Source organism: Paenibacillus sp. IITD108 (assembly GCF_036541265.1).
Taxonomy (GTDB): Bacteria; Bacillota; Bacilli; order Paenibacillales; family Paenibacillaceae; genus Pristimantibacillus.
On the sequence record NZ_JAZHCT010000003.1, the window covers coordinates 39,504 to 62,498 of the forward strand.

The window sequence follows — 22,995 nt, forward strand, 5'->3', positions numbered from 1 at the left end:
ACATCAATTAAGACCTGTTCATTGTTTCATGAATATTCGCCCACACTCGTTCACTTGAATTTCCATCCTGGTGATAATGAATTATATTTTTCAGCGCAATTCGTTCAGTTTGATAATAATCTTTGTTTTCAAGCAGTAACAATAATTGCTCTTGCAGTTCATCTTGATTAATGACTTTAGGACCCGGTGTCCACGAATCGTATGGCTCTAATAAAAAGCCTCTTTCCCGCGAATAATCATCATAATCCACAGGGGTAAATAGAACTGGTCTATCTAATAATAAATAATCAAAATATACGGATGAATAATCCGTAATAAGAAGATCAGCAGCATTTAACGTTTCATACCAATCCAAATTTTTTGAAATTAGCATCTGACTGGTTACTAAATAAACATCGCTGCTGAACATATTTTCTATTAAAGGAAGCACTTCTTCTTCCTCGTGAGGGTGGACTTTCATAACAATTAATAAATCATTCTGTCTTAAAAACTCACCGAAGCACTCATTATCAAAGTCCTCCATTCCAAAAATGTTACTCCAGCTCCTATTGCCTGTTTCCTGTCTTAAATGCTTGGAGTTACGATAAGTCGGCATTAAATAAATAATTTTTTTGGATGAAACATCCACTTCTAGCAGTTCTGACAAATTTTCTTTTCCATCGCTTCTATATAAAAAATCATTTCTTGGCATACCCGTCACGGCAAATTTATCTCTTGCCAAGCCAAACGAAGCACTTAACAAAACATTATAAAAACTTGAATATGAACCAATAACGTCAAAACGGTTCCAATTATGATGTTGTCTATCGCTATGTACTACCTCTTTTTGCATGTATCCGAGAGCCTTTAAAGGAACGCCATGCCATAAGTGGTAAAATAGTGTGTCTTCTAACTTTTGTTTAGGTATATTTTCATCCAGCACTATCATTCTGTTCTCTAAAATTTCTTTTTGAAAATCATAGCCAGCAAAAAATAGAGTTTGCTTTTCGTGGGCGCTACAAACTGTTATATTATAAATCTCTTTGTATTTCTCTGGCATCAACTTATATAACGCTCCTACATTAGAGAGGGCGTGGTTAACTATAACCAAGCAAATACTATTGCGTCGATCCAAGCCGTGAATTCTTTCTAAATTTATTTCATCAATTACGGCTTTCGATTCGGTCCTTCTGTACACCCCAACTTTTTTAATTCCCATGCCTTGCAACTGTTGCGCAATTTCAAATGAATACATACTCGCTAAAACGATTTTACAATTCGACTTATCCAATAACTCACTGGGCGGCAACACTTTTAACCCCACAAAGTCTTGATTCCACTTCTCGTTATTATTATCTGAAAACCCCACAATATTGTATTCATCTTGGAGATCAAAAAGTGCCTGTTTCCCTCTTTCAGAAGCGCCAAATAATATAATGTTTTCCATAAAAACACCTTTCCTTTTATATTACAGGTAAATAGTCGTTTAACAGTTGCAACTCTCTTTCTTCCAAATAATCCGCTGCATACGCCCTGCCTGGTTCTGTGGCAACTAAAATGTAGTCCACTTTTGAAAAATCAAATTCGAAAGGTGTTAAAATTGGAATACTACCGTGCAATCCTTGTTTATATGTATCAATTAATCCCACACATATCAGATCAGGATAATGTTCATTCATAATCTCCGTTGTTGTAATACCACCAGCGCCTGCTCCCCAAACTGCATATGTATGAAACAAATTCCCCATTTTCTCCCTAACATATTTTACTTTTAACAACACTGCATCTTTTATCCCATTCAAATGCAGGTTATCTTGTTTTGTTTTGGAGTTATGGTGAACCCTATAATAAAGCAACGGCATCTCTAATTTTCCAAATTGCATTTGTTCATTGCACGCTCTAAGCCACAGGTCCAAGTCCTCCGCAAAATAGGATTGATAACCTGTCAATGTTTTAAATATATTTTTTCTCATAACTACAGCGGGGTGACAATAACAATACCATTCTGTCAAGAACTGTTTAACCGGATGAACTAGAGGTTGATTAAGCTTCTGTTCCAGCAACCCATTTTCTTCTCCAATAATAGTTACGTAGCTGGATAGAATACTAACTGATCGATGAGTTTCCAGAAAATCTATTTGCTTTTCAAAACGATTAGAATAGCAAATATCATCCGCGTCCATTCTAATGATGTATTTGCCTTTCGCCGCAACAATACCTTCATTTAAACTAAAGACTAACCCTCTGTTTTCTCTCGATATAACATGGATTCTATTATCTAACAATTTATACTTTGTAATAATGTTGAGTGATTGATCCGTGGAACCGTCATTAATTATAATAAATTCAAAATCTGTATAGCTTTGATTTAACACACTTTGAATAGCTTCTTCTAGATGTAATTCACCGTTATATACTGGCATTATGACGCTTGCCATTACCACTATTCGGTTGCCCCCCGTCTAGCGCTCATGATAAATGGAGCTTTATTATAAAAATCTTGTGGGATAATTGTCGTAGAAGATTTAGATTGTAAAAAAACTGAATTTTCCCAATATGGATTTTGAAATGATTTTCCAACGTATTGTGTTACCAACATTATTAGATTTATTAGATATATACTGCCTCCGCAACCCTTTTTGTTATATAATCAAGCATCCACTCTCTTGAACTTGCCAAGGAGTTATAGTAATCCATAAAATAAATACGATCTGCCTTCGTGTAAGCAATATTATAAAAACTGTCTATAAACAGATCATACTTGTCGTTTAAGATTTCGTGCCCCATATCTAATATGTGATCACTAATACAAATATAATAGATACCATGATCATTGGCAGATTCCATTTCCTGCACCTGATACTTTCCTATCTCTGTTAATCTGCTAATTACTTTTTGGTAGACAAATGTGTTTGATCCATAGTTATTTATAATTACATTGCCTGGGGAACTTTTATCCATCCATTCAGCTAATCTATCTGTTATTCCTTCTATTTCTAATATACGGTTACATTGCGCTTTTCCTCGTATACTAACTAGTGCATCTTCGAAAGCATATATAAGACTTCTGATTACTGACCATCTGTAATTATATTTACTAAAATAAATTGCTTTGTGAAGGTCATCGAATAAACAACCTATAAACTGATCTAATTGACTATGTTCAAGATATTTCAAAAAAAAATGGATTCTATTTCTCCAAAAATAATATGTAGCAAAAGTAGTTTTTCGTTCGGTTGCCCCCATCTTATGCCATACTTTAGCCTTTGAAGTAACCATTACCTTGTAACCAGCCAACTTCATACGGTGCCCCCACTCGATATCATCCCAATAAATAAAAAATTGAGAATCCATAAGTCCAGCTACTTGTATAGCCGTGTTACGTACAATCAATGCACATGCAGGAACATAATCACAAGAAAGAAGTTCTGGAAGCTGGGTGCTGTCATTAGTTCCCTTATTTTGCGGGGATATTTTAAAGTTCTGCCAATCAATATAAGAGCCAAATTCCTGAAGTGTATCTTCCTGTCCCGCTACAAGTATCTTGGCTCCAAGAATACCAATCTCATGATCATGATCCATCTCTAGCACTAACGATTCGATAGCCCGAGAGTCTACTACAACATCATTATCGAATAATACAATGTATTCGCAAGCTTGTTCCATCGCGAACTGCATTCCTTCGTTAAAGCCGCCAGCTCCCCCTACATTTTCTTTCAACTGAATCAGGTGAATAGGAAGTTTTAATGACTGAACCATCTCTACAGAACAATCTGTTGATGCATTATCTACCACAATAATTTGAAAATCTTGGTAAGTCGAACTCATAATAGAGCCAATGCACTTCTGCAAGTCCTCACTTTTATTCCAATTGCAAATAACAATTGCAACTCTTGGCTTCACATCTCTGCCTTCCCTCATCCTAACCTCTATCGCTCCTTGTAGAGGGTACAATTATCCCCTCATTATAATGCTCGATAAGTGGACACAATTTCCCTTAGCGCCTCAATGTCAAGCCATTGCTCATTGCTCAAACTATTATATTCGAAACCGTCCGGCAATTTTTTGCCCACCATTTTCTTTGTTGTCCACCAGTTAAACTCTGGAGCAATGACGTAATAATCGCCAAATTCCAATGTGTGTCTCGCATCATCTAATGTAATCATCGTCTCGTGAAGTTTTTCTCCAGGGCGAATACCTGTGATTTCAAAACTGCACTCTGGTGCAATTGCTTTGGCTAAGTCTGTAATCCTCATACTTGGGATTTTCGGAACAAAAATCTCTCCACCATTCATCCGGTCAAGACTGTCTATTACAAATTGAACACCTTGATCAAGCGTAATCCAGAAACGGGTCATGCGTTCATCCGTAATTGGTAATACGCCTTTATGCCTAATGCTTTGAAAGAAAGGAACGACACTTCCGCGGCTTCCCACTACATTGCCGTAGCGCACTACCGAGAACTTCGTTTTTTTACCGCTAGCATAAGAGTTGGCCGCAACAAATAGTTTGTCTGAAGCAAGCTTGGTCGCACCATAAAGATTAACAGGAGCTGCGGCCTTGTCTGTTGACAACGCAATAACTCTTTCAACGCCACAATCAATCGCTGCCTCAATAATATTTTGGGCTCCATTAATATTTGTTTTAATAGCTTCAAAGGGGTTATATTCACATGCCTCTACATGCTTCATTGCTGCCGCATGAATGACAATGTCCACTCCATCAAATGCTCGATATAGTCGTTCTTTATCGCGTACATCACCGATAAAATAACGTAAACGACTATCTTCCCCAAATTCCTTCCTCATTTCGTATTGCTTTAGCTCATCCCTGCTAAACACAATTATCTTCCTTGCATTTAAAGTTAATGCCTGTTGAATAAACCTCTTCCCAAATGACCCTGTACCGCCAGTTACAAGAATAACTTTATTTTCTAAAGGATTCTGTAGCACCCACTTCACCTTCCAGCTCTGTTTCTGTCAAACCTTCGCATTAAAAAATTAATCCCCTTACAAGCCGCGGTAGAAACCGTTCAAGATCAGAGATATAGGGTTATTGTATATAGCTTCCTTATCGGCTTTGTAAATACTTATTTTCCCCTGTCATATTACTCATTTAAATTATGGTTGAATTTTTTCCATCTGGATTCGGATCTCTCTCATAATTATAGGAAGTTCTTTTTTGAGTTTTGTAATAAAAGTTCCTACTATCTCGACCATTAATTTTGTCTTCGCAATTAAGTTAAGCTCTTTAGCTATATTGTTAACTTGTCGGTCATAGGTATAAAGCTCACTTTTCATCCATTCACTGAGTATAGTTTTAAAGAGTGAAGAGTGAACGGCTTCTCCCCATTGCGATTCAATTTCTCCTATATATTTCATACATTTGTTAGGGTTGGTTCTACTTAGTTCAGGTAATTTTGATAACAAAGCCTCGACCTTAATTACATGTTTTTCAATCTCTCCAAGCTGTTGTAATAAAAGATTGCAATTATCTCTTACTTTTATTTGATACTCCTCTGGATAAACATGAGCGAATCTTGTGATATCCTGTTGAAATTCTAATTTATTGTATGTGATCTTAGAAAAGCCAGCCGCCTCAGATAAAGGCAACCAAGTAGTTCCCTTAATCATAGCACCGCTATTTGTAGTGTTAATAAATTGTACATCTGGATATGAAGCTATTAACCTCTCTATATCATTTAATGTAATTTTCATTTTAGTTGATGTGGGGTTTAAACCACCCTTAACATTAGCTACCGTTTCTGTTATCTGCAGCTGATTATCCTTAATTGCATCTGCTGACAAGTGACTAGCCCCTTCTGCATACAACGATTGGTTAGGAAACGATAGATCCTGCCCCACCAATATAACTCTATTGCATCCCATATAAATAGCCGCCTGAATAGCTGTACCTGTTACTGAATGTGTTCCTATAAATAAAGGATCGTTATCACTTAAGTCAAAGCAGCATTGAATAAATGGATCGTGTGAAAAAAATGCATGCAGGGTCGTTCCTGTCCTCTCCTTCATAATCTGATGGTGGATTTGAGGAATAACTAGAAGAGGAATGTGATTTAAGTCTTTTTTCTTGAATATATTGTAATTGAATCTACCAGCATCCATAGATACGATTAAATGCGGTTCAATTCCATAATGGATTAATGTCTGTACACTTGATCCGGAAGCGATTAGCAACATTTGGTCTTGTAGAGATTTAAGTAATTCAATCTCATTTTCTAATGATGGACCAGCTCCAATAATTACTGCTTCCTTTTCATTCAAACTACCTTTCAAACCTGCCAAAGATGGCGTTTTTAAAATATAAGTAAAGTTTCTGAGAGTATTGTGCAATGTAAACTTACCTAATGACTGTGCATACTGTTCTGAAGATAAGTGATTCATTAATCCAATCCTCAACTTCTCCGAAAACTGCTCAAACTGTCCTTTATTTCTTTTTGTATAGTAGGGTATGGCTACAAGGTGTCTATACTGATTAGCATAGGTATGGTACCAGAAGTATAATTGCTCCTGTTCAATTGGTTCATCCCCGACAGCCAGGTATTTAAAACTAGGATGTTTTATAATTGATTGCAATGATATTACTTTAAGACTTTCAATAAATATTTTAATATCCGGCTCATAAATATATAACGAATGACCAATGTTAATGGCAACATAGGCGTTGAAATGAAACCCTAAGCCAAGCCCATACATAATAATATGGCTTTCTTTATGGAAAGGATCAATCGTCTCAGCCCATCGCATACATTCATGTTCAGGGTTATATTTGCTATACATATGGATAGGCTGATTGCCCTCACTAGTTATGATTAGGTTTGGTGTACCATTTGCAGCTTGAATTATTGAAATATTGGAAGCATCCTGATTTTCCATAAAAGAAATTACTCTTTCATATAGATCAGCCCGATACGTACTAAGCGCCTCCAAGTTTTCTTGAAGCAAGCTACTCATTTTTAACCGTCTCCTTAATTGTGTTCATTACATCTGCGAGTAAAGAGGACCATTCATACTTCACAAGATCGCCGACGCCAACAAAATTTTCCACTTGCAGCTCTGCCTGTAGCATTATAAATTGTTTAGGAAATCTATCGACTAGTGTGTTTAATTGCTCATATAATTTAGGACAATGATCCTTGGCATCCTCAACAGTCATATAAAGAGACTTATATAAATTTTCAAAGCCATCTAAAAGTTGGCCAAAAATACTCCATCTTTCGTCATCCATATTTTCGTAAAAAAGCTCAGAAATCGAGTCACAGGCTTGTAATAGTTTGGGTATATAATCTTCGATATCTTTAATAACATCTATCCAGGTTTGATAATCAATTCTCATCACGATACCCCTTTTGCGTATTCTATTATATATATCGACAAAATTCTACTAATTATGAATAAAAAAAGCTGCCCGAAGGCAGCCTTTATTTTACAGAAAAATTATTATCCAAGAAGCTTAAGAACGTTTTGTGGTACTGAGTTAGCTTGTGCAAGCATTGAAGTACCCGCTTGTACAAGAATTTGATTTTTAGTGAAGCTAGTCATTTCAGAAGCCATGTCTGCGTCACGAATACGGGATTGAGCAGCAGATAGGTTCTCAGCATTAACGCCAAGGTTGTTAATTGTATGCTCAAGACGATTTTGAACCGAACCAAAAGTAGCACGTTGTGTAGAAACAGTGCTTATAGCCTCTTTAATAGCAGTGATTGCAGCTGCTGCTGCAGTAGATGTTTTAACATCCAAACTAGCTGCGTCAACTCCCAATTCTGTACTGCTCATGTTTCCAAGTGTAACAGAGATTGTATCGTTCTCTTCACTACCAATTTGGAACTTAACTTGGTCAGTTGAATCCAACAATTTAATACCATTGAAAGTTGTTTTACTTGAAATATTATCAATTTCTTTAATCAACTCTTGAACTTCCAAGTCAATTTTTTCACGGTCTTCATCTTTATAAGTACCGTTTACCGCTTGGTTAGCAAGTGTGTTCATACGTTGTAGCATGGAGTGAACTTCAGTTAGCGCACCCTCAGCAGTTTGGATCAATGAGATACCATCTTGAGCGTTACGTTGCGCTTGGTTCAAGCCATTGATTTGGAAACGCATTTTCTCGGAAATTGCAAGACCAGCTGCATCATCTGCTGCACGGTTAATACGGTAACCGGAAGAAAGCTTTTCCATAGTTTTGTTCATTGATAGGTTGTTGCCAACCAAATTACGGTGTGCATTAATTGCGCCTACGTTAGTGTTAATGTACATAGATATCATCCTCCATGATGAATAATTTAGTGCCACATCCTTGTGGCTACAATATATATATCGACAGCACGTCAAAATATATTAATACATTTTGCAAAAAATTATTGTCTTTCGTCGAAATATAGTGGAACTGCTTCTCCGCTTCCAACTCCACCATAAGAACGCAATGTGGTTTGTTGCTTCTTTATGTTTAACATCGTGCTAGAATCTTGAGCTTTTATATTGTTTAGTAGAGACTCTATACGTAATCCCAAGACAATCATCCGCTCTATTGATTGTCGGATGAAGAGAGCAGTGTCTTTATTTTCTTGAAGCTCTCCATTACTTTTTTCCATACTTACATCAATCTTAGTTGAAATACTTTTCCACTTATCCGAAAGAGTGAGAAATTGTTGAAGTACTTGCTCATCTTGTTCGACATTTATGTGCTCTAATAAATCAACTTGATGCTGCATTAAATTCACTAACTGACCATAATATTCTTTCAACTCTTTACCATCAAAATTAACCATTACTTATTGACACTTCCTTGCCAACTTGCTCCCAGGCTGATTTAATATCTTTCAATATATCCATTGCCTCTACTATATAAGCTGAATCTTTCTTCATGTTCGCTTTAATAAGCAAATCGATAATATACATATAGAGATTATGCAAATTACTAGCAATATCTCCACCTTCTTGATGATTCAAGCAAGCAATAAGCTCATACATAATATCCTGTGTTTTTTGTAGCATACGATTAGTTTCGTCAATATTTTGTATCTCAATGGCTTTAATGGCCTGTGTGCTGAACCGTAGAGCCCCTTCATAAAGCATTAAAATAAGTCTATGTGGCGAAGCAGTCTCATATTTATTACGCTGATAAGCCTGATAACCATTTCTATTCGGGATCATAATACTATTCATCCCCTTAATATATTTGCATTACCAATTTTTGTTTAGTTTTTACTCGGATTAAGGGCTGCGAGCTGATTAGTTAACCAGCTTTGTTGGTTTTTCAATGAAGAGAGAGCAACTTCCATTGCTGTAAATTTCGCTTTCAATTGCTTTTCCTTCATAGTCAAACGTTCATCCATAGCAACTAAACGATCATCAACCATTTCGATTTCTGTATCATAGCCTTTAATTCTTGATGTTATTAAACCATCTGTTGTGCCTGTAAGTCTTTTTAATTCTTTGTCTAAAACATTAACTATTCCGGTACCTTCAGCATTAAACAAATTAGCAACAGCTGTCGGATTCTCCTTGAGTTTGGTTTTAAAAGTTTCTTTATCAAAGGATATTTTGCCGGTCATCATACTTCCTATTGTAATACCTTTGTCAATTTCCAGACCTAACTGAGACATCATATTAAACCCCTCAGTCGTACCTGCCATACTATTAAATATATTATAAAGATTATCACTCACTTCTTTTAATAGCGAATCACCTTGTAAGGGGTTCATTTTAGTTTTGTCTGCGGGTTTCGCTATGCTTTCACGTACAGTAGTAACAACATCATTGTATGCTTTTACAAAAGCGTCTATTTTATCAGCTACTTTATCACCATCTGGAGAAACAACAACATTAGAATTGGAATTATTACCTGACAATAATTCTAAAGTCACACCAGAAATCGCGTCGCTAATAATATTCGTGCTTTTTTCAATATCAATACCATTAATTTTGAGCTTAGCATTTTGTGCAGGCTGACTTGTTGTGAAACCAAGCGCATCGAAGCCTGTACCTTCTATTCTTAATGTTTTCGAAGGATCATTACCTATGTGAATTGCGTTATCTTCACCAGTAGACTTTGATGTCAGAGTGAGAACTTTGTCTCCTTGATTATTTATTGTAACTACAGATGCAGATATACCCCAATCATTTTTATTGATTTGATTTTTGAGATAATCCATTACATCTTCATTTGTCGCATCAGCCTTCAAACCAGACATATCAATCTTGTTGCCATTAACCAAGTATTCTTTAGCTGATTGTGCTAGTTCACCAGGTTGTAGTGTATTAGACTTCACTGATTTCATAGAATGACTAGTTGCTAGTCGCTCTACTACAATATTATAATTTCCAATCGCTGCATCAGCATTTGTTGTTACTTTAACAGCACTTTCATTTGAACTCTTTGCTGATGTTAAATTAAAGCTTGATGATAGCTTTAAATCTGATAGCGCATTTTTCAAGGCAGTTAATTTAGTATTTATATTGCGAAATATGGATTGTTCCGAAGTCAAAAAGCTTTTTTGTTGCTCTAGACGAGTATATGGTTGTCTCTCCAACTTCATTAAGTCATTAATAATTTGACCTGTATCTAAACCGGACATTAAGCCATTAATGCTTATAGACATAAAAATTCATCCTCTCTCTCCATACTTTACAGCTTTTTATCAATAAAAAACCCGATCATATCCTTTAATTTAGCAGCTAGCTCAATCATATGCTCAGAAGGAATGCTTTCAATAACTTCTTGCGTTCTAGCATCTATAACTTGCAGATAAAACTGAGCTGCTTCTTCACTAAACTTCAACCTAAACGAACGATCCTTTGACGCAAGCTGATTATTGACGAGTTCTACTTCCTTGTATAACTTTTCCTTATCAGCTTCATTTAATATTGCTCTACTAACGGAATCCTCATTTTTCACTCCATTATTCATTGGCGATTGTTCAAGTGTTTTCTTAGCAGCTAAATTCGCCTGGTTCCAATCTCGATCGGCTCCATCCATTCGATTGATTGCACCTAGCACAAAAATTCCTCCCCTGTGATATAAATAGCTATCCTTTAGAGCTATTTTTTAAAAAATCCAACAATTGCTTAGACTGTTCTTCTTTCTGACTTCCCGCTTGTACGTTTTCAGCTCGTATTTCCTCATACAATTCTGATCGCAGGATTTGTACATTTTTAGGTGCCTCAAATCCTATCTTAATTACATCTCCCTCTACTGCAAGGATATGAACCTCTATATTGTCTCCGATTTTTACAACCTCACCAACCTTGCGTTTGAGGACTAGCATCTCTCAGACTCCTTCATAACTAATGGTTCACGGATTGAGTAACTCGGATCATTTATGACATATTGGCAGCCCTTTTGTTTTGAAGGCACAAGCAAGATCGGTGCTTTTGTGTTCATATAAGGTTTATCGTCTACAATATGGACAATTACAAAAGGTACCACTTCATTAGCATCATTTACACCTAGCATTTCTACAGTATCGGAGTCAACTTGAAAAGCTAGCTCTCTTTCAATTTTCAATGCAGGTATTAATATAAAACTAGTATCTTCCGATAGGGCATGTAGAATAAATAAATCCGAATTTTCGTAAGGAAACAATACAAAATTATGAATACTTGAAAAACCTATGAGACCATGTTCGAACTCATAAATTTGTTCATTAGAAATAGGTATTTCTCCGTACAAGCTGCTTTTAATTACATCCTGCTGAATTATTTTACTGTCCATAAAAGCACCCCCTTATGTCTCCATTCAAAAAAGCGATAGTTTCTTATTGAAAAAATGTTCTCAAATTTAGCGAAGAAAATCTGCAAGTGATACTTGCATAATTTTAGCACCTGTAGCCAGTGATGCTTGCAACACATTTTCTTTTAACTGCAAATCAATAATAGCTTCTGCCATATCAACATCGCCTACTTTTGAACGCAGCTCCTTCAAACCAATTTGCTCATCCAGGATTCGCTCTTCAACTAATGCAAAGCGATTCGTCCTGGCGCCTACTTCTGCCAGGTTAAATGATATTCGATCAGCGGCGCCATCAATAAGTGCAAGGTCAGCTAGCAAAGCGTCCTGATCATTGTTTTCTAGGTGCTTTACAATATCATCCAGAACCTGAAAAACGTTATCCCCTGGTACAGGCGGCGGACCCGCTTGGCCTGCCGTTCCAAATACTTTCTCACCTGTTATGCTCACAGGCACTGATACTGATGCACTTACATTTAAGAAATACATGCCATCATCAGTTGTTTGATATGCAGCATCGTCATTTGTATATGGAGCAACATCAGTTTTTTGGCCATTAAACAAATAACGTCCATTATAAGTACTGTTTCCTATTGCGATCATTTGCTGTTTTAATTGTTCAATTTCCGCTGCGATTTGTTTACGGGCATCCTCAGGCGTAGTTCCAGTTGAAGCCTGCTGCGTCAATACTCTTGCACGTTGCAATACATGTGTTGCTTGTTGTAAAACTGAGTCGGTAGTGTTAAGCCATCCTGTTCCAGTTCGTGCGTTTTCCAAAAACTCATCACTACGAGAAAGCTCAGTATTATAGCGAAGCAGGTAACCAATGCCAATCGGATCATCACCAGGACGATGAATTCTCTGCCCTGTAGCAAGTTTATTCTGACCTTCAACAATTCCCATGTTAGTATTTCGCAAATTTTTAAGCAGCTGCGTATTCTGCATCATTCCTGTTACGCGCATTACTCATCCTCCTATCTTCCGACTAATCCCATTTGGTTAATAATTCGATCCAACATTTCGTCTATTGTTGTCATATTACGCGCAGCCGCATTGTAAGCATGTTGGTAACGAATCATATCTGCAATTTCTTCATCCAGTGAAACACCGCTTACGGAGTCTCTTCTCATCTGAACCCCATCAGCTAAATTTAACTGATTATTATAATTACGTGTTGCATTGTTAGCACGAGTTCCAAGATCCCCCACGACAGCTCTAAAGTAATCGTCAGTCGTACCGCTTGACATGGATGTCAAACCACTGGGATAAGTGAACGAATTATCGCGAAGCTTAGCCAACGCGTGTGCAATATCACTGTTGCCTTTTACAGTAATAGGATCGCCATCTGAGTTGAATTCATATTTACCAGAAGCTGCTATCTTGCTAGTATCTGCCTGAATTTCAGGGTTAACTTGAATATTGTTTATACTAAATGTGGAACTTCCATCTGTAGTGGCGAAGAATGGGATTCCTGTCTGTGCAGGATCGGATAAGGTATAGCCCAGTTCATGTAGGCCATTAAAGCCGTTAACCTCGAAGGTAACTGAAGTAAGTATTTTAGAATCGGCAGGTATAACTTGTCCTGCAGGAATAGATATTCTTCCGCCCGCTCCATCATCAATTTCCACATCATTCTTAGCCACTCTATCAACTGAAGTCGTGTAACCATTGGCAAGTGTCACCTCTACTTTGCCATTCACTAGCGTATCAACCATAGCATTAAGCTGGTTGCGTACTGTCGTTACTTCCTCTAAAGCTTTCTTATAGCCGGCAATTTCACCGGAATTGATGTTTGCCACATCATTGTTTGTAAGCAAGGTAGGCGTATCACCGTTCACTACCTGAACTCCGCCTGTAAAAACGGAAACCATGCCGTTAGGGTCTTCCGCATATTGCACATCAACTATGCGTGACAACTGATCCATCAACAGATCGCGTTGATCTCTATAATCATTGGCATTATCGCCAAGTCTTTCAATTTTACGAATAATATCGTTTAGTTGTGCAATATTTGTAATCATGGTATTAGCTTGACTAAGCTTCGCGTCAATATTGCTAGTCGCATCCTTCTCGACCGTATCAAGCGAATCGCTCATATGCTTAAATGTGTTTACCATATTAACAGCTGAGCCTGTCAAATCAATTCTTGCGCTCAGTAAAGAAGGATCACGATTCAATACTTCCAATGAACTCCAAAATTTATCCATCACAGAGCTAAGTCCGCTCTTCGACGGCTCGTTAATAATCTTTTCAATTGCCCTAATGGCTTGGTCATGCACGTCCCACATGCCGAGCTGTTGATTTTCTCTTCGGAATTGCAAATCCAAATAGTTGTCACGAACGCGAGTAATGCTCGTATATTCTACACCGGTCCCAAGCTGGCCTGGCGTATTAGCGCGCTGCATGCCCGGAAATGCTAAAGGCCTGGCTGCAGTCATATTGACTCGCTGACGGCTATATCCTTCCGTTGATGCATTGGCAATGTTATGGCCAAGTGTTTGCAGAGCAGTGGATTGGGTAAATATAGCTCGCTTGCTGGTCTCTAATCCATGAAATGTCGATCTCATAGCTACCTCCTGTTTCTTTTACTATGCTCTAGTATCGAATTGTCCTGTCCGCTTTACTCCGCCAGGCGCTATCGTCGGTTTCTTATAAACAACTTCTTCCTCCGGCTCTCCGTATATAACATCCAACGAAAAGCTTACAAATTCTAGTGATTGCTGGATTAACTGCTGATTCAGCTCGTTAGCTCTTCTTAGCTTATCTGTTGCAACAGCTATATTTGCCTGAAGCTTCATTAACTCCTGCTTGTCATTCGGGTTGAAAATCAGCTTCACAATCTCAGAAATCGTAATCTTTAGCTTAGGCCGCAATCCCATATCACGTTGCAGCCGAGTCGTTGCTGATCGTACTGTTGTTTCGTGCTCTGTAAGTGACTTTAGCAGCTTGGATTCCTGTGACAGACAAGCTGTTAGCTCCGACACTTCATTTTTTATAATATAATTCTTTTTCTTCTCGGCAAGTTGATGAAGCGCTTCGTACATTTGCTGCATCGATTTCAGCGTCTGCACTAACTCACGGAATGCCATAAAATCACCTTCTTCAATGTGTAGGAATTACTGTGTACAGCTATTTTAAGTAGGGCAGCAATTTCTCAGCAATTTTCCCTGCTTCTACATGATAGGTACCCGAGGATACCGATTGCTTAAGTTCTGCTATATGCTTTGCGCGCTCTGGCGTCATAACCTGGCTGCTGGATAGCATTTCCTTAGCTGCTGCCGAGATTTGCACTTCATCCTTGCGGCGCTTTGCTGTCATACTCTCTGAACGCAGCTCATGTTGAATCTTGTATTGATTGGATACGCCGTTTATTCGGTTGCTATCGTTTATTTTCATTTTTCCACCTCATCTATATACCCAACTGGGAAGAAGTGCATACCATTCTCACTATAAAGATATGCTTTTCAATTAATACTTTTATTACTTATTGTCTAAACGTATAGTTAAAACTGTCTGCTAATTTAAAAGAGCCGATTACGTTTACAAGTATTATCGGCTCTGATTAATCATTACTTTATAGTATTTATTATAAAGGTTATCTGTTTTTATAACGTTCCAGACCCTGATAAGCTCCTGTTTCCTTCCTATGCTGCTCTCTAAACAGCTCCTGCTTTTTGGCATCCAAATGCTGCATATCGCTAGTATCCCTCAGTAATCTTTTTCTGCATGGATCACAAAGATTATTATCGCGAATCATCGTTCCGCACGATTCACAAGGATAGGTCATATTAGGCGCGTCCATTAGCGATATCCGGCCTTCGCGTATAAACTTGGTGATTTGTCTAATAGAGACGCCTGTTTGATCGGAAAGTTCCGTAATCATCGCACCTCTAAATTCACGCAAATATTCCGCACAACGCTCATATTCCTTATCTATTTCTCTAATACACACTGGACAAACATCACGAAAGTTTTTTGCGAACAGTTTTCCGCAGCGTGGACAATTTTCTAAGCTCATAGTAATAAGCCTCCTTCAATTAAGCCCCATCTTCTCTATATTTTATCGGCATTTTGCTGCATTTTCATTAGAAAAAAATTAAAATTTTACTACGACCTGGCCCATGTCAAGAAAAATATTTCCATAAAAACAGAAGGGTCGTCAATTTCAGCTGTTTGCAGTGCTTTAGCGCATGCATTGGCTGTGGCGCCCGTCGTATAAATATCGTCAATGACAAGCAGGCGAACACTCGTTTTTTTAGCTTGAATAACCGCTGCTGCGTTATGCTTTCTTTCATGTTTTATATATTTTATAAAGCTATTCAATTCTGCTGTTCGCGCTTCGAATAAATGGACTGCACTGCTTATTCTGGCTTGGCGGGATTGCAGACTCATTTTGTCAGAGTGGCGCGTTCTGCCCAGCAGATTGACAAGCGGCAAGTTATATTGATCCGCAAGCATCCGAGCAAGCTGCTCCGCTTGATTAAATCCCCGCTCCAGCTCACGTTCTCTGCTTATTGGCACATAGGTAACTGCATCCCATATAGACTGTGAAAGATGCGTGAATTTATGTCTGATAAAGTTTAACTTCTGTACTTGCTCAAGAAGCGACAGCTTTCTTTTCTGCTTATCATGCCTGTTATTTTTTTCAAAGTGCTGTTGACTAGCTATTAAAGCTTTTCCGATGTCATTTGTTAATTTTTCGTAAACAGGAAAAAGCATATGGGCAAGCAATATGGCTTTATCCTCATTGCCGCGATATTTATAAACAGCAAGCCAATCCCGCATTTGGTCATCGTATTTGACACTGCTGCGATTGCAAATAAAATAGGTGCTTTTTCTGCGCAAACAATCGTCACATTGCTCGTTTCTTCCGCATATAGGGCATCGGATGCCGTTAATCCAAGGTATCGTGCGAAAACAAGGACCGCAAAGGCGTGAGCGAAGCCAACGGCAGCTTGCCCGTAGCGAGCAGCACGGCTACCTTCTGTGTAGGGATCAAACGGGGCACTGGCAGCGGGTGCCGATGAAAGCGTACAGGAACTTTGGCGTGCGGGAGCAAGCCTCTTCGGGCCTCTCTCTGCAATAAATATGGCGGAGTAGCGGATAAAAAAATTCGTACGGCTGTATGCTTGCCGCTCTTTCCGGCAGCATAATGCAGTGTGGCATCATTTACATAGGGAAAAGCATCAAGCTCGTCAATAATTACAAGATCAAAGCTATTTTCAAAGCGCATCAGCTGATGCGTAGTAGCCAGGGTAATATCTCCGCGCTCCCAGCGCTGCTTACTGCCGCCATACAGCGTCACAACGCTTTGCTCCGGAAAAGCACGGCGAATGCGGGGATCAAGCTCTATGACCACATCCCTTCTTGGAGTAGCAATAAGCACTCTGCCGCCTTGCAACAGCATGGACTCCACTAGCGGAAACACCATTTCTGTTTTGCCGGCGCCAGTAGTAGCTAGTCAGTGAAAACAGAAAATGAAAAGGAGCCGATAATCATGATCACAATATACAAACACAAAGGTATAGAAATACAAGTCAAAGCAGTTGCCGAACAACATGAAATAGGCTACTCAATCAATCATCCAGTATTTGAGGGTAAACGATTTAATTTAGTACAGGAAGCAATTGATGCAATAGATAATATGTAACGCAATAGAGCCGCTGGGACGCTTTCCCATACGGCTCTTTTTTTGATAGGAATATTCTTTGGAATAAAAGACAGTGGTTTTGCCAACTTCACTTTACACTTTGGATGTAAAGTCAGTGTAAAGAAAATCTCAAAAGTGTAAAGTGGTTGCAAAATTTCGATGTTTTGGCAAATTGGTTGCGAAGAGGAATTGTCAATACCTATTTTTCCAAGTATCAGCCATATACCTCTCACGCTCCAACTGAGATGCATATATCGCTCTTGTGAAGCCGTCCTTGTGCTCTAGGTATCCTAATCTAACTAATTCATTCAGCGCATCCCTAACACGCTTCTCCGTCCGTCCAGATCGCTGACAAATAAGCGGAATGTCTTTTGAATAATTTGCCCACTCGTTTCGGTACATACTCCATACGATGGATAATATCTTTCGAGCGTCATCAGATAACACGTTTAATCAGCTCCACATCAACTATATTGTTTATGTTAAATATGCGGTAGGCTTTGGCAGCAAAACAGTACGCTTTAAGCTGATCGCCTTTGACTGATATTATTTTCACATCACGGATACTTACCTGGCGCTTACGATCGATGTATATAAGCTGCACGAATTTGCCGATGTATTGATTCATAAGATCACCCCTAATAAGAACGTTTGTTCTTATTATAAGAGGTGTGCATGATTAAATCAAACAAAAAAAAGCTCACCGACCGCATAGGCCAGTGAGCTTTTTCTTATTTAATATCTACGCATTTATTGCGGCCATTTCCAAATCCTTGAGTACGTAGGGATATAGCGTTATTACGCCATCCCTCTTTGGTCATGGTAGGCTCACTGATAAGCCCGCCTAGATCACCACTACCAAATTCCTGTACAAACCACGCAGGCGCTTCTATGCGTCCTGTTGCTGCTGCCAGCTCCGTTGCTTGGGCTTCAATCCTTGCGCTCTGCTCGCGTACCTGCTTCTTCAAATCGTCCATTTCTTTGCGCTCTTCCGCTGTCATCGGTGTTTCCACTCCTTCACTTAAATCTTTTCTAAATTTGTCCATACTAATTACCGGACAAGCTTTCCAGCTATAATCCGGGTATTCCGAATGACCTTTTACTACGGTCGCATTAGGCAGCTGTCCTTGCAGCCATCTTGTAAGCTCCAAGGTCGCTGCATACTGCTCAGGCGTTGGCTGTTGCGTCCTAAAGTCACCTACCATACATATGCCCAGTGCATGTTTGTTACTGTTGCCTACATGATAACCAATAGTGGTATGGTCCCAACACTGATACACTGTACCGTCACGCTGGACAACGTATGTGTAGGCAATGCCCGGCCAGCCGTTTGTAGTTACGTGGTAGTTTGCGAATGCTTCTGCGGATCCGCTAACGGTCAAAGAGTGATGGATTGCAATAGAACGAATGTCAGTCAGCTTGCGCGTGCTATATTTCTTTGTTTTGTGGACTGGCAGCTTGCCGCGAAGGTCAATTATTTTCATCAGGCTTCCTTCTTTCCGGTCACTATTCTTTCCGAAGCTCGTTGGATCTTCTTATCAATTTCGGATTTCACCATTTTCGTAAGCCATTCAAGAACCGACACAGGAAGCCACGTTGCCCACCCTGCCCTTATGATGTTTGCAGTGAATGATTGAGAGATGTGATAGAACAAGCCACCTGTAAACAATCCAAACCCAACTCCAGGCAAACCGAAAATAACATCTATGAAATGCCCGCCTACAGGGAAAAACAACATGATTAATGTCCGTTTCAATCCGTCAATGCCATATGAACTGCCGTAGCTTTCATCTTTCTTTGCTGCCGATGTACCACTAATCCAATCAAATGCAATAAATAGCAATAACAACAAGATCGCATACAACACTGTATCTCCACTTCCGTACATAAATTCAAATATAGGAAGCAGAAATGCCCCTGTAACAGCCCAAATACTTTGATTACTATTCATCGTTACACCCCTTAAGGAAAGTTTGCCTTACCAATAAAACAGGCCTCCTCATTTAGAGGAAGCCCTTAATGTATCTCTTACAGCTTCATATGCCTGCCTTGCTAAATCATTACGCTGCTCAGTGAGCTGGCGCTTGTAATCCTTCTTCGTCGCTCGATCCATATCTGATTTATCGATTTCTCGAATAGCCTTCGTGTAATCAGACATTTGCGAAGCTACCTGTGACATTATTTTTCTTGCATCGTCGTTGTATCCTTTCGGCGTTTCTCCTGTTAGCTTGGCATCGTTATACTGCATATCCAGTTTATCTTTAAGCTCGTAGAACCGCTTACTGGCATCCGTACTGAATACTGAGTCGGCTGTCATTTGCTTTTCTAATGTCTCTCCCAAAGTAGCCCCCTGCGTTGTAGCTGGCAGAGCAACTTGACCTATAACACCCGTATATCCTCGTATTAAATGATCAATTTGTTTCGGAGAAATATTCATAATGTCACCGATGTACTTAGATAACTCAGAAGTGTTTGCATCGTACTGGTGCCGCGGTGAAACTCCTTCAAGATATTTAGGAACAATAGGAGAATCAGCAAAGTTTTTATTCATGGCCAACTCAACTAACGGTCCGGCAATCGTATCTTTCACCGGCTTAAGTGCTGCTTCCGCATACTTTCCTTCTGCGAGTTCTTGAATCGGTATGCCAGGCGGGGTAAACATCGTCGCAGCGGTATTAGCGAAATCCTTGAATGCATCAGGGTCTTCTTCAAACCATGCGCGCATAGTCCGCTCCAGTAGTCCACTGAATGGTACACTCAGTTCTCTCGGCTTAGCAATCTTGATGAATTTACCATCCGTTGTAGGAATTAGATAGAAGTTATCCTTTGTGTGATTGCTAAGTTTTTGATATGCAGGATTATTGTAATTATAAGCATATAACGCGATTGTCGGTAAAGAAATCATTGCTAACGCCTTGCCTAGTACGGCTGCAGGGCGGTCTTTGAAAGAGCGAGTAAACTTATCCAGGCCCTGCACTGCAGCATTCATGTAAGGGAATATCGCGTCCAAATCCTTTACTACTTTACCGCTACGTTTAAAGTTCGTCGTTAGGTCTTGAGCTTCAAACAATCCGCGTACTCGGCTGCTATAAGTGTCGCCCTCTGCCTTGCGGATCCGCTTAAATTCCCCCATCCTTGGGCCAGACTCTAAAGCGTTATTAAGATTTTCAAGAGCATTCCAAGCTTTTGCTCCTAATTTAACGCCTTTGTTTTGCTGAGGTAATAATGCGCGCTTACTTTGCGCCAATAGATTACGGTCAGCTGCAGCAGGAGAAGAGTGGCCGCCGCCAAGTGCTTTATAATCCTTATACAATCTCGCGCGATCAGCCAGGAAGCTCTTGAAATAATCCGGTGTAAGCCGTTGAAGTGTGCGACTGTTATTGATACCGCCAAGCGCTCCGTCAGCAAAAACACTAGCGAAGCTCTCCAGTGTATCCCAGGCATATCGAAATGGATTGTCCGTAGTCTTGCTGAAAATATAACCTTCCGGAATATCCCTAAAGATGTTACGAGTTAAGCCGAATATAGGATTAATTCCAGTCGTGAGCAACTTCATTGCGTTAGTCCATTTCCTTGCTACCTCGATCACCGCATTTGAAGCTTGTGGATTTAGATTTATGATAGCATCTAAGAAGTCCGGGTCCTCAACCTTCAAGTAAACACGTTCGCCATCAATAAGCGTACTGACGATATTGTCTTTATCCAATTTGGTTTTTTCCATCTTACTGCCCATAATCGACTGAAACTCTCCGTCCAATTGGTCAATAAGATTCCCCATTCCATCCCCATTCAAAGCAGTTGTTCTAATAGGTTCTCGCTTAACTACGGTTGCAAACCCTTCAAAATCCTCCGGAGATTTCGAAATATTCTTGTATACCGCCTGCATGACTTCATTGCGCCTGGCCGTCTTAACATATCGATCGGTGTATTCAATCAAAGACTCAATAGGGTCAATGATAGGACGTTCGGAACCTGCTTTGTTGTATTTCTTGACAGGATTATTTTGATTGGCGAATCCTTTTTTAGCCCCCTTTGTTTGGACTCGCTTTTCAAGTTCTGTAAAATGTCTTTGGTTAGGTATCCAAAATGGGTTTTCGGCTCTCCATGAATCGAATACTTGCTGCGGAACAATCCCCGTATCCACTAACCACGCCTGACCTATTTTAGCGTTCCAATCGTCTAGCTGTTCGGCAATTTGCTTGAACTCTGGATAAGTCGCTTCGTACTCTGCCACCTTCTGCATTACCGACTCAGGATTCATATTTGTCTTTGAACTGTATACCTTCTCCCCTCTCGCCATCCTAGTAGGAGCATGACGCGCAATAAGGTAATCAGTGAAGTGCTTATAACTGATAGGATTTGATGGTATTTGACTGGTTATGTCTTTCAGAGATTGCCCTATGACACGGCCCTGTGAATCGACTAGGCGATCCGTTAAAATATGATTAGAAGTCATATCGGCGCCTTTGGCATTTAACGCAAGATAGTGCGATCGTTCTTCAGCTGTTAATTTCTTACCTGTTTTTGCTTCTACGTATTTATCAAACTTATTCAGACTGTGCTGGCTGTCTATGTTTTTCGTGTAAAAGTCCTCTGCCAGCTTGCTAAAGTCAAACGGCTCTTTGTCTGTTTTAGATACGATGTATGTCCTAGTGTCAGTTGGATCGGTAAACTTCTTCTGTTTACCGCTGGCGCTAATTCCTAGCACGTTATCAGCGGCGGCCATAGTAGGAGACAATGGTACGTTAACATCAGGCTTTACAGATTGTGTAGATTTAGGTAATGACGGCATTTTTTTGCCTGTGGCAGCCTGCTCAATTGCTTGAGACATTTCCAACTGACGACCTAGAATACTTTGTGCTGCATTCTTAGCTGTCTGACTTAAAGCAGTGGCTCCACCATCCAGTAAACCGCCTGTAGCTGCTCCAATTGCCCCGCCAAGTGCAACGTCCTGTAAATCTGTATCTCCACGAATGGCTGAGTCTACAGCACCTGCTACGCCGCCTGCTGTCGCCCCTGTTAATGCAGCCTGCCCAATCGGAGAAGATGCTAACTTAGGCAACACTGGCGCAGCAGCTTGTGTAGTCGCCCTTCCTATTGCAAGCGGATCAGCAACTGGTCTTATTCCGGCTCCCTGCATGCCTGCTGCAGCGCCAGCAACATTCCCAAGCAATTCAGCAGGCTTGTTTATCCATGGCGATCCAGTGACCGGAGGAGCATAGTTTGGAACGCTCAACGCATTTGCAGCCCCTTTTTGAAAAGAAGCTACCCCAGGGATACTGGCAGTAGCTTCGTATACTTTCTTCGATACAGGCTCAAGGAATTTATTGATCGTTCGAAGGACTGGATTTTTTTCAGTGTTCTTGCGATCTAAGGCTAATCTCTCTTCAACCCAATCGCTTTTAGATTGTACAGCCCCCTGCGCCTCTATTGGTTTATAACGTTCATTCATACTACTCACCATTGTAAACGGGTTAGATATTTCAGGAGTAGCCGCTCTAAACGCTTTGCTTTGTTGTCGATGAATTTCTTGTTCTTCTCTTTGTCTAACCCACGGAAGTCCGTTGCTGGAATTCTCGACGTTGCCTTTTTTCCAAGGAAGTTCTGCCATACCTCTC

Annotated in this window: 25 protein-coding genes and 1 pseudogene; 1 reads left to right on the plus strand and 25 read right to left on the minus strand. The window is 39.7% G+C overall.

The window, feature by feature from the left end:
* Window positions 1-7: 7 nt before the first annotated feature.
* From V1L65_RS03235 to V1L65_RS03330, 20 genes and pseudogenes are all read right to left on the minus strand, one after another.
* Window positions 8-1,426: a CDP-glycerol glycerophosphotransferase family protein gene (locus V1L65_RS03235; RefSeq protein ID WP_331697628.1), complete on the minus strand. Its 1,419-nt coding sequence runs from the start codon at window positions 1,424-1,426 to the stop codon at window positions 8-10.
* Window positions 1,427-1,442: 16 nt separating this feature from the next.
* Window positions 1,443-2,417, minus strand: a complete 975-nt coding sequence (locus V1L65_RS03240; protein ID WP_331697850.1) for a glycosyltransferase family 2 protein — start codon at window positions 2,415-2,417, stop codon at window positions 1,443-1,445.
* A gap of 172 nt (window positions 2,418-2,589) precedes the next feature.
* Window positions 2,590-3,882 carry a glycosyltransferase family 2 protein gene (locus tag V1L65_RS03245; protein WP_331697629.1) on the minus strand — a complete coding sequence of 431 codons (1,293 nt, stop codon included), beginning with the start codon at window positions 3,880-3,882 and terminating at the stop codon, window positions 2,590-2,592.
* Window positions 3,883-3,944: 62 nt separating this feature from the next.
* On the minus strand, window positions 3,945-4,940 hold the full coding sequence (pseB, locus tag V1L65_RS03250; RefSeq protein ID WP_331697630.1) for a UDP-N-acetylglucosamine 4,6-dehydratase (inverting): 996 nt from the start codon (window positions 4,938-4,940) through the stop codon (window positions 3,945-3,947).
* A 159-nt stretch (window positions 4,941-5,099) separates the two neighbouring features.
* A complete protein-coding gene (locus tag V1L65_RS03255) occupies window positions 5,100-6,953 on the minus strand; it encodes a motility associated factor glycosyltransferase family protein (RefSeq protein ID WP_331697631.1) in 1,854 nt (617 codons plus the stop codon).
* Window positions 6,946-7,335 (minus strand): hypothetical protein, encoded by a 390-nt coding sequence (locus tag V1L65_RS03260; protein ID WP_331697632.1) that lies wholly within the window; start codon window positions 7,333-7,335, stop codon window positions 6,946-6,948. The genes V1L65_RS03255 and V1L65_RS03260 overlap by 8 nt, the downstream gene beginning before the upstream one ends.
* A gap of 104 nt (window positions 7,336-7,439) precedes the next feature.
* Window positions 7,440-8,261, minus strand: a complete 822-nt coding sequence (locus V1L65_RS03265) for a flagellin N-terminal helical domain-containing protein (RefSeq protein WP_442955667.1) — start codon at window positions 8,259-8,261, stop codon at window positions 7,440-7,442.
* Window positions 8,262-8,356: 95 nt separating this feature from the next.
* The gene (locus V1L65_RS03270) at window positions 8,357-8,767 is read right to left on the minus strand and encodes a hypothetical protein (RefSeq protein WP_331697634.1); all 411 of its coding nucleotides are present in this window, start codon (window positions 8,765-8,767) and stop codon (window positions 8,357-8,359) included.
* Window positions 8,760-9,164 carry a flagellar export chaperone FliS gene (gene fliS, locus V1L65_RS03275; protein ID WP_331697635.1) on the minus strand — a complete coding sequence of 135 codons (405 nt, stop codon included), beginning with the start codon at window positions 9,162-9,164 and terminating at the stop codon, window positions 8,760-8,762. Before fliS ends, V1L65_RS03270 begins: the two co-directional genes overlap by 8 nt.
* Window positions 9,165-9,196: 32 nt before the next feature.
* Window positions 9,197-10,600: a flagellar filament capping protein FliD gene (gene fliD / locus V1L65_RS03280; protein ID WP_331697636.1), complete on the minus strand. Its 1,404-nt coding sequence runs from the start codon at window positions 10,598-10,600 to the stop codon at window positions 9,197-9,199.
* Between the two features lie 26 nt (window positions 10,601-10,626).
* Window positions 10,627-10,998, minus strand: coding sequence for a flagellar protein FlaG (locus V1L65_RS03285; RefSeq protein WP_331697637.1), 372 nt, complete (start codon window positions 10,996-10,998; stop codon window positions 10,627-10,629).
* 28 nt (window positions 10,999-11,026) lie between these two features.
* Window positions 11,027-11,266, minus strand: a complete 240-nt coding sequence (csrA, locus tag V1L65_RS03290; RefSeq protein WP_331697638.1) for a carbon storage regulator CsrA — start codon at window positions 11,264-11,266, stop codon at window positions 11,027-11,029.
* On the minus strand, window positions 11,260-11,712 hold the full coding sequence (gene fliW / locus V1L65_RS03295; RefSeq protein ID WP_331697639.1) for a flagellar assembly protein FliW: 453 nt from the start codon (window positions 11,710-11,712) through the stop codon (window positions 11,260-11,262). Before fliW ends, csrA begins: the two co-directional genes overlap by 7 nt.
* Before the next feature lie 66 nt (window positions 11,713-11,778).
* Entirely contained in the window at window positions 11,779-12,675 is an 897-nt protein-coding gene (flgL, locus tag V1L65_RS03300; RefSeq protein ID WP_331697640.1) for a flagellar hook-associated protein FlgL, read from the minus strand.
* A gap of 26 nt (window positions 12,676-12,701) precedes the next feature.
* Complete coding sequence (gene flgK, locus V1L65_RS03305; RefSeq protein WP_331697641.1) at window positions 12,702-14,294, minus strand: flagellar hook-associated protein FlgK; 1,593 nt, start codon at window positions 14,292-14,294, stop codon at window positions 12,702-12,704.
* A gap of 21 nt (window positions 14,295-14,315) precedes the next feature.
* On the minus strand, window positions 14,316-14,816 hold the full coding sequence (locus V1L65_RS03310; RefSeq protein ID WP_331697642.1) for a flagellar protein FlgN: 501 nt from the start codon (window positions 14,814-14,816) through the stop codon (window positions 14,316-14,318).
* Between the two features lie 40 nt (window positions 14,817-14,856).
* Window positions 14,857-15,123, minus strand: coding sequence for a flagellar biosynthesis anti-sigma factor FlgM (gene flgM / locus V1L65_RS03315; protein ID WP_331697643.1), 267 nt, complete (start codon window positions 15,121-15,123; stop codon window positions 14,857-14,859).
* A gap of 199 nt (window positions 15,124-15,322) precedes the next feature.
* Window positions 15,323-15,745 carry a TIGR03826 family flagellar region protein gene (locus V1L65_RS03320; protein WP_331697644.1) on the minus strand — a complete coding sequence of 141 codons (423 nt, stop codon included), beginning with the start codon at window positions 15,743-15,745 and terminating at the stop codon, window positions 15,323-15,325.
* Between the two features lie 89 nt (window positions 15,746-15,834).
* On the minus strand, window positions 15,835-16,572 hold the full coding sequence (locus tag V1L65_RS03325) for a ComF family protein (protein WP_331697645.1): 738 nt from the start codon (window positions 16,570-16,572) through the stop codon (window positions 15,835-15,837).
* 103 nt (window positions 16,573-16,675) lie between these two features.
* Window positions 16,676-17,185 (minus strand): annotated as a pseudogene (locus V1L65_RS03330) (DEAD/DEAH box helicase); the annotation flags it as partial.
* Window positions 17,186-17,224: 39 nt separating this feature from the next.
* Here V1L65_RS03330 and V1L65_RS03335 point away from each other — a divergent pair.
* Window positions 17,225-17,377 carry a hypothetical protein gene (locus tag V1L65_RS03335; RefSeq protein ID WP_331697646.1) on the plus strand — a complete coding sequence of 51 codons (153 nt, stop codon included), beginning with the start codon at window positions 17,225-17,227 and terminating at the stop codon, window positions 17,375-17,377.
* 192 nt (window positions 17,378-17,569) lie between these two features.
* Here the strand turns inward: V1L65_RS03335 and V1L65_RS28700 are convergent, their stop codons facing one another.
* The 5 genes from V1L65_RS28700 to V1L65_RS03360 form a co-directional block, all read right to left on the minus strand.
* Window positions 17,570-17,779, minus strand: a complete 210-nt coding sequence (locus tag V1L65_RS28700; RefSeq protein WP_442955665.1) for a hypothetical protein — start codon at window positions 17,777-17,779, stop codon at window positions 17,570-17,572.
* 34 nt (window positions 17,780-17,813) lie between these two features.
* On the minus strand, window positions 17,814-18,005 hold the full coding sequence (locus tag V1L65_RS03345) for a WYL domain-containing protein (protein ID WP_331697648.1): 192 nt from the start codon (window positions 18,003-18,005) through the stop codon (window positions 17,814-17,816).
* A gap of 103 nt (window positions 18,006-18,108) precedes the next feature.
* Entirely contained in the window at window positions 18,109-18,861 is a 753-nt protein-coding gene (locus tag V1L65_RS03350; RefSeq protein WP_331697649.1) for a peptidoglycan recognition protein family protein, read from the minus strand.
* Window positions 18,861-19,328 (minus strand): phage holin family protein, encoded by a 468-nt coding sequence (locus tag V1L65_RS03355; RefSeq protein WP_331697650.1) that lies wholly within the window; start codon window positions 19,326-19,328, stop codon window positions 18,861-18,863. Before V1L65_RS03355 ends, V1L65_RS03350 begins: the two co-directional genes overlap by 1 nt.
* Before the next feature lie 48 nt (window positions 19,329-19,376).
* Window positions 19,377-22,988 (minus strand): LPD38 domain-containing protein, encoded by a 3,612-nt coding sequence (locus V1L65_RS03360; protein WP_331697651.1) that lies wholly within the window; start codon window positions 22,986-22,988, stop codon window positions 19,377-19,379.
* Window positions 22,989-22,995 lie beyond the last annotated feature (7 nt).

What these genes read in the sequence shown, in the direction of transcription:
- V1L65_RS28700 (WP_442955665.1), bottom strand. Translation starts at nt 17,779, where the DNA reads ATGTACCGAAACGAGTGGGCAAATTATTCAAAAGACATTCCGCTTATT.
- V1L65_RS03360 (WP_331697651.1), bottom strand. Translation starts at nt 22,988, where the DNA reads ATGGCAGAACTTCCTTGGAAAAAAGGCAACGTCGAGAATTCCAGCAAC.
- fliW (WP_331697639.1), bottom strand. Translation starts at nt 11,712, where the DNA reads ATGGACAGTAAAATAATTCAGCAGGATGTAATTAAAAGCAGCTTGTAC.
- V1L65_RS03260 (WP_331697632.1), bottom strand. Translation starts at nt 7,335, where the DNA reads ATGAGAATTGATTATCAAACCTGGATAGATGTTATTAAAGATATCGAA.
- V1L65_RS03235 (WP_331697628.1), bottom strand. Translation starts at nt 1,426, where the DNA reads ATGGAAAACATTATATTATTTGGCGCTTCTGAAAGAGGGAAACAGGCA.
- V1L65_RS03345 (WP_331697648.1), bottom strand. Translation starts at nt 18,005, where the DNA reads ATGAATCAATACATCGGCAAATTCGTGCAGCTTATATACATCGATCGT.
- V1L65_RS03255 (WP_331697631.1), bottom strand. Translation starts at nt 6,953, where the DNA reads ATGAGTAGCTTGCTTCAAGAAAACTTGGAGGCGCTTAGTACGTATCGG.
- V1L65_RS03355 (WP_331697650.1), bottom strand. Translation starts at nt 19,328, where the DNA reads ATGAATAGTAATCAAAGTATTTGGGCTGTTACAGGGGCATTTCTGCTT.
- flgM (WP_331697643.1), bottom strand. Translation starts at nt 15,123, where the DNA reads ATGAAAATAAACGATAGCAACCGAATAAACGGCGTATCCAATCAATAC.
- flgL (WP_331697640.1), bottom strand. Translation starts at nt 12,675, where the DNA reads ATGATGCAGAATACGCAGCTGCTTAAAAATTTGCGAAATACTAACATG.
- csrA (WP_331697638.1), bottom strand. Translation starts at nt 11,266, where the DNA reads ATGCTAGTCCTCAAACGCAAGGTTGGTGAGGTTGTAAAAATCGGAGAC.
- V1L65_RS03240 (WP_331697850.1), bottom strand. Translation starts at nt 2,417, where the DNA reads ATGGCAAGCGTCATAATGCCAGTATATAACGGTGAATTACATCTAGAA.
- V1L65_RS03350 (WP_331697649.1), bottom strand. Translation starts at nt 18,861, where the DNA reads ATGAAAATAATTGACCTTCGCGGCAAGCTGCCAGTCCACAAAACAAAG.
- V1L65_RS03270 (WP_331697634.1), bottom strand. Translation starts at nt 8,767, where the DNA reads ATGGTTAATTTTGATGGTAAAGAGTTGAAAGAATATTATGGTCAGTTA.
- fliS (WP_331697635.1), bottom strand. Translation starts at nt 9,164, where the DNA reads ATGAATAGTATTATGATCCCGAATAGAAATGGTTATCAGGCTTATCAG.
- V1L65_RS03335 (WP_331697646.1), top strand. Translation starts at nt 17,225, where the DNA reads ATGATCACAATATACAAACACAAAGGTATAGAAATACAAGTCAAAGCA.
- V1L65_RS03320 (WP_331697644.1), bottom strand. Translation starts at nt 15,745, where the DNA reads ATGAGCTTAGAAAATTGTCCACGCTGCGGAAAACTGTTCGCAAAAAAC.
- V1L65_RS03310 (WP_331697642.1), bottom strand. Translation starts at nt 14,816, where the DNA reads ATGGCATTCCGTGAGTTAGTGCAGACGCTGAAATCGATGCAGCAAATG.
- flgK (WP_331697641.1), bottom strand. Translation starts at nt 14,294, where the DNA reads ATGAGATCGACATTTCATGGATTAGAGACCAGCAAGCGAGCTATATTT.
- fliD (WP_331697636.1), bottom strand. Translation starts at nt 10,600, where the DNA reads ATGTCTATAAGCATTAATGGCTTAATGTCCGGTTTAGATACAGGTCAA.